Below are 5,974 nucleotides of genomic sequence, written 5' to 3' on the forward strand. Positions count from 1 at the left end.
GGGGCGTGGTGGGCGGTGCGCTGCCGTCGAGGCCGAAGAACCGGATCGCCTGGGCGGCGTCCACCGGCAGGTTGTGTCCGACGCCCTGCATGCTGATCGCCTCGATCGGGGCGGTGCCGCCACTGCCGCCGTAGCGGGTGCGGGTGTAGTTGGACTGCGGCCGGTCGGTGTAGGTCGGGGTCTGGCTCAGACCGTGCACGTTGGTCCACTGCTTGATGGCCTCGGTGAAGTTCTGGTAGCGCAGCACGTCGTCGTCGGTGCCGTGCCACAGCTGCATCCGGGGCCGCTTGCCGGTGTACCCCGGGTACGCGTTGCGGACCAGGTCACCCCACTGCTGCGGGGTCCTGACGAGCTGGCCGTTGGCGCACTCGCTGTTCCACTCGGAGCCGTTCGTGGTGGCGAAACAGCCGAACGGGACGCCGGAGTAGGCGGCGCCGGCGGCGAACACGTCCGGGTAGAGCCCGAGCAGCACGTTGGTCATCATCGCGCCCGACGAGATGCCGGTGGCGAAGATCCGGTTGGCGTCCACCGGGTACCGTGCCCGCACGTAGTCGATCATCGACTTGATTCCGACCGGGTCGCTGCCCCCGTCGCGGCGTAGCGCCTGCGGCGAGGCGACGTCGAAGCACTTGCTGCTGCGGGTCACCGACGGGTAGATCACGATGTAGCCGTACCGGTCGGCCAGGGACGCGAACTGGGTGCCCGCGTACATGGCCTGCCCGGAGCCGGTGCAGTAGTGGACCGCGACCACCAGCGCCGGGCGCGGGGCGACCCGGTCCGGCACGTACAGGTACATCTCCAGGTTGCTGGGGTTGGCGCCGAAGTTGGTGACCTGGGTCAGCGTGGCCGCCGACGCGGGTGTGGGGACCGCGACGGCCGCCAGCGCCGTCAGCGCGGCGACCGACAGGGCGGTGCCGAGCAGTCTGAGCTTCGTTCTCATGGGAGAGTCCTCCGGAAGGGCCGATGGGACGATGTGCCGATCGAGGCTGCCCGGCGCCCGATCGTGCCCGGCTCAGGTGCATTCACAGTAGTGGATGCACCGGACGGTCTGGCAAGGACGACGGTGTCCTGGCCGGCGACCCGTGTCGTCACCTGCGGGGATGACCGCCGGGGTCGCTGGTCGGGCCGACCGGCGGGCACCGGGCATTGATCCCGATCGGCATGCTGAGAGGGGGCGCGCGGCTGTCCGGCCGTGGCCCTGGCGTCGAAGCGGGCCGCGTCGCGCGGCCGGTCCCTCCGGCACCCGGGAGCCCGAGGCAGAGGAGGCGAGCAGTGGAGCAGGTCGACAGGTCCGCCGTGAGCGCGGTGTGGCGCGACCACCGGCGCTGGTCGTGGGCCGCGGGCACGGCCAAGCGAAGCATCGCGTTCTGGCGGACCGCGGCCCTCGCGTCGGCGGTGGGCGGTGCGGTCCTGACCACCGCCGCCGTCCAGGTGGGGCTCAACGGCGCCCCGGGCCGGGCGCTGGCCACCGCCGGTGCCGTCGCCCTCGCCCTGGTCCCGGTCGTGCGTGTCACGCGCCTGGGACGGGCCCGGATCGAGGCGTGGACGCGGGTCCGGTCGGCCAGCGAGGCGTTGAAGGCGCAGGTCTATCTCTTCCTCACCGGGGCGCAGCCGTACGACGGGCCGGACCGGGGCCGTCGCCTGCGGACCTTCGCCGCGGCCGTCGCCGACGACGTCGCCGACCTCGCCGGCATGACGCTCGGCGCGCCGGACCCCGACACCCCCGTCCCCGCCGTCGACGACGTGGACCACTACCTCACCCACCGGCTCCGGCCACAGATCGCTGGCTACTACCGCGCCGGCGCGGCCCGGCAGCAGCGCCGGCTCAACCGATTCCGAACCGCGGAGTTCGGGATCGCCGCCGCCGGCGCGGCGCTCGGCGCGGTCGCCGCCACCACGGGGGCCGCCGGTGTCGGCGTCTGGGTCTCGGCGGTGACGGTGGTGGGCGCGTCGATCACGGCGCACATCTCCGCCGCCCGGTACGAGCACCTCGTCGTGTCCTACCTGGCGACCGCGCGGCGGCTGTGTGCCCTGCTGGAGGAGTGGGAGGCGGCACCCGACCGCTCGCCGGCCGCCGCCGCGGCGTTCGTGCGGGCGTGCGAGGAGGCGATATCCCGGGAGAACGAGAGCTGGCTGGCCGCGTGGACCCACGACCGGGAGCCGGGCTGACGTCCCCGCCCGTCAGGTGGGGCGGTACTCGACCTCCGGGCGGCCGGGGGTGCCGTAGCGGGGACTGCGGTTCACCCGCCCCGTGTCGGCCAGGTGCTCCAGGTAGCGCCGGGCGGTGACCCGGGACATCCCGGTCCGCTCGGCCACCTCGGACGCGGACTGGCCGGGCCGGCTGCGCAGCGCGTCCAGCACCGCGTCGAGGGTCGCCGCGACCAGTCCCTTCGGCAGGGTGTCCGGCGCGGTGCCGCGCAGGGTGGCGAACATCCGGTCCACCTCGTGCTGCGCCGCCACCGCGCCGCCGGCCGACGCCTGCGCCCGGTATGCCGCGTACCGCTCCAGCTTGTCGCGGAACGCGGCGAACGTGAATGGTTTGAGCAGGTAGTGGGTGACGCCGAGGGCGACCGCCGCGCGGACCATGCTGAGGTCCCGGGCGGAGGTGACCGCGAGCACGTCGGCGGCACTGCCGGCGGCCCGCATCGCCCGGCACACCTCCAGCCCGTGCATGTCGGGCAGGTGGAAGTCGAGCAGTACCAGGTCCACCCCGTCGCCGGAGCGCAGCACCGCCAACGCCTCCCGGGCGGTACGCGCCACCGCCACCACCCGGAACCCGGGGATCCGTTCGGTGTACGCGCGGTGCGCCTGCGCGATCAGCTCCTCGTCCTCGACGACCAGCACCCGGATCTCGTCGCTCACGTGCGGGCCCCGATCGGGAGCCGGATCCGGAACACGCTGCCGCCCTCCGCGGCGGAGTCCACCTCGTACCGCCCGCCGTGCCGGGCGACGACCTGGCCGACCAGGGCCAGCCCCAGCCCCCGGCCGGGACGCTTCGTCGACCAGCCTCGGCGGAACGCGTCGGCCACCTGCTCCGGTGGCAGTCCCGGCCCGCTGTCGCCCACCTCGACGAGCACCTCGCCGTCGGTCTCGGTCACCCGCACCCGTACCCGCCGGGGCGGGGCCGCCGCGGCGACCGCCTCCAGTGCGTTGTCGACCAGGTTGCCGACGACGGTGAGCAGGTCGGTGGCGGGCAGGGCGCCCACGTGCAGCCGGGAGTCCGGGTCGACGGTCAGCTCCACGCCCCGCTCGGCGGCCTGGGCGGACTTGCCGAGCAGCAGCGCGGCCAGCGCCGGCTCGGCGATCGCCCCCACCACCTCGTCGGTGAGCCGCTGGGCCAGGTCCAGCTCCTCGGTGGCCAGCCGGACCGCCTCGTCGGTCCGGCCCAGCTCCACCAGGGTGAGCACGGTGTGCAGCCGGTTGGCGGCCTCGTGCGCCTGGGAACGCAGCGCCTCGGTGAGCCCTCGTACGGAGTCCAGCTCGCTGCTGAGCGCGCGCAGCTCGGTGTGGTCGCGCAGGGTCAGCACGGTGCCGCGAACCCGGCCGCCGAGCTCGGTGGGACGCTGGTTGGCCACCAGGGACCGCTCCCGGGTGAGGATCAGCTCGTCGTGCGCGGGCCGGCCCGCGCCGACCAGCTCCACCAGGGCCGGGGGCAGGTCGAGCCCGGTCACCGGCCGGTCCACCAGCGGCGCGTCCGGGTCCAGGCCGAGCAGCCGGCGTCCCTCGTCGTTGACCAGCGCGATCCGCCCGTCGGCGTCGACCACCAGCAGCCCCTCGCCGACCGAGTGCAGGACGGCGTCGTAGTACTCGTACATCCGGGTCATCTGGGCCGGGCCGAGCCCGTGGGTCTGCCGGCGCAGTCGGCGGCTGAGCAGCCACGAGCTGAGCCCGGCCAGGACGAGCACGACGACGGTGACGGCCAGCAGGACCGGTGCCCGGCCGAGTAGCTTCCGGTTGATCGACTCGGTGGTGATGCCGACCGAGACCAACCCGGTGACCGTGCCGTCGGGGTCGCGTACCGGGACCACGGCGCGCACCGACTCGCCCAGGGTGCCGGTGTTGACCTCGGTGTACGGGTGGCCGGCCAGGGCCGGGCCGATCTCGCCGATGAACGGCTGGCCGATCTGGGTCGGGTCGGGGTGGGAGTAGCGGATCCGGTCGGGGGTCATCACCACCACGAAGTTCGTCCCGGTCGCGGTGCGCACGGACTCGGCGTACGGCTGGAGGGTGGTGGCCGGGTCGGGGGAGCGCAGCGCGGCGGCGACCTCGGGGGACCGGGCGACCGTCTCGGCGACGGCGAGCACCTCGGCGCGGGCGGCCTCCCGCGCGTCGGCGCGGGCCAGCAGCGCCGCCCCGACGGCCCCCGCGCCGACGAGCAGGGTGACCACCAGCGCCTGGAGGGCGAACAGTTGCCCCGCGATGCTCCACTTCCGTGCCGCCATGTCCCCCTCGGATCACGTCGTCGTTACGCCGACACTGCACTCCGGTGAACAGAATGAACGCAAGGCTGCTTCCGGCTGAGACCTGGACCACAGTCTCACCCATGCAGACCCCCACCACCAGCACACCTGCGCAGCGGTCCCGCCGGGACCGCACCCACTACCTGTACCTCGCGGTGATCGTCGCGGTCGTCGCGGGCATCGTGGTCGGCTTCGTCGCCCCGGAGCTGGCCAAGGACCTGAAGCCCCTCGGCACCGGGTTCGTCGCCCTGATCAAGATGATGATCAGCCCGATCATCTTCTGCACGATCGTCCTCGGCGTGGGTTCGGTGCGCCAGGCGGCCAAGGTCGGCAAGGTCGGCGGGCTCGCCCTCGGCTACTTCCTGCTCATGTCCACGGTCGCGCTGGCCATCGGCCTGGTCGTCGGCAACCTGATCCACCCCGGTGCCGGTCTGCACCTGAACTCGGAGCTGGCGGGCGCCGGGCGGCAGGCCGCCGGTGGGAAGGCGGAGGGCACCGTCGACTTCCTGCTCGGCGTCATCCCGACCTCGATGCTGTCCTCGCTGACCGGCGGGGAGGTGCTCCAGACGCTGCTGGTCGCGCTCCTGGTCGGCTTCGCGGTGCAGGGCATGGGCAGCCGGGGCGAGCCGGTGCTGCGCGCGGTCGGGGTGCTCCAGCGCCTGATCTTCAAGATCCTTGCGATGATCATGTGGGTGGCTCCGATCGGCGCGTTCGGCGCGATGGCCGCCGTCGTCGGCGCGACCGGCGTGGACGCGCTGAAGAGCCTCGCCCAGATCATGCTCGGCTTCTACGCCACCTGCCTGGTCTTCGTCGTGGTGGTGCTCGGCCTGCTGCTCCGGGTGGTCGCCAAGATCTCTATCTTCTCGCTGCTGCGGTACCTGGGCCGGGAGTTCCTGCTGATCGTCTCCACCTCCTCCTCGGAGTCGGCGCTGCCCCGGCTGATCGCGAAGATGGAGCACTTCGGGGTGAGCCGGCCCGTCGTCGGCATCACCGTGCCGACGGGCTACTCCTTCAACCTCGACGGCACCGCCATCTACCTGACCATGGCGTCGCTGTTCATCGCCTCCGCGATGGGCAACCCGCTGTCGGTCGGCGAGCAGGTGTCGCTGCTGGTCTTCATGATCATTGCTTCCAAGGGCGCCGCCGGCATCACCGGCGCGGGCCTGGCCACCCTGGCCGGCGGGCTCCAGTCGCACCGGCCGGACCTGGTCGACGGGGTCGGCCTGATCGTCGGCATCGACCGGTTCATGTCCGAGGCCCGGGCGCTGACCAACTTCGCCGGCAACGCCGTGGCCACGGTGCTGATCGGCACCTGGACCGGCGAGTTCGACCGGGAGCAGGCGCGGGCCGTGCTCTCCGGCGAACGCCCCTTCGACGAGGCCACCATGCTCGACGAGGACCACGGCGCTCCCGAGGCCCCCGAGGCCCCGACCGCCGACGAGCGCGCGGCCGGCGCGACGGAACCGCCCGACCGCGTCCCCGCCCGGGCCGGCGCCTGAGCCCGGCCCCCGCAC

Annotated in this window: 5 protein-coding genes; 2 read left to right on the top strand and 3 right to left on the bottom strand. The window is 73.4% G+C overall.

From position 1 onward, the window contains the following. Positions 1–940 (bottom strand): PHB depolymerase family esterase (locus E1165_RS27485; protein ID WP_132394612.1); only part of this gene is annotated, 940 nt, incomplete at its 3' end. 332 nt (positions 941–1,272) lie between these two features. Here E1165_RS27485 and E1165_RS27490 point away from each other — a divergent pair. Continuing rightward, entirely contained in the window at positions 1,273–2,169 is an 897-nt protein-coding gene (locus tag E1165_RS27490) for a DUF4231 domain-containing protein (protein WP_165945344.1), read from the top strand. Positions 2,170–2,181: 12 nt separating this feature from the next. Here the strand turns inward: E1165_RS27490 and E1165_RS27495 are convergent, their stop codons facing one another. Both E1165_RS27495 and E1165_RS27500 read right to left on the bottom strand, forming a co-directional pair. Next, a complete protein-coding gene (locus E1165_RS27495; protein WP_132394614.1) occupies positions 2,182–2,862 on the bottom strand; it encodes a response regulator in 681 nt (226 codons plus the stop codon). After that, a complete protein-coding gene (locus E1165_RS27500; protein ID WP_132394615.1) occupies positions 2,859–4,442 on the bottom strand; it encodes a sensor histidine kinase in 1,584 nt (527 codons plus the stop codon). Before E1165_RS27500 ends, E1165_RS27495 begins: the two co-directional genes overlap by 4 nt. A 101-nt stretch (positions 4,443–4,543) precedes the next feature. Here E1165_RS27500 and E1165_RS27505 point away from each other — a divergent pair, with 101 nt between their 5' ends. After that, on the top strand, positions 4,544–5,959 hold the full coding sequence (locus E1165_RS27505; RefSeq protein WP_132394616.1) for a cation:dicarboxylate symporter family transporter: 1,416 nt from the start codon (positions 4,544–4,546) through the stop codon (positions 5,957–5,959). The last annotated feature ends 15 nt before the right edge of the window (positions 5,960–5,974 follow it).

The organism is Micromonospora sp. KC723, from assembly GCF_004348595.1.
Lineage (GTDB): Bacteria > Actinomycetota > Actinomycetes > Mycobacteriales > Micromonosporaceae > Micromonospora.

Bases quoted from the DNA above. Each gene is read 5' to 3' on its own strand.
- E1165_RS27500 (WP_132394615.1), bottom strand. From the start codon at position 4,442: ATGGCGGCACGGAAGTGGAGCATCGCGGGGCAACTGTTCGCCCTCCAG.
- E1165_RS27505 (WP_132394616.1), top strand. From the start codon at position 4,544: ATGCAGACCCCCACCACCAGCACACCTGCGCAGCGGTCCCGCCGGGAC.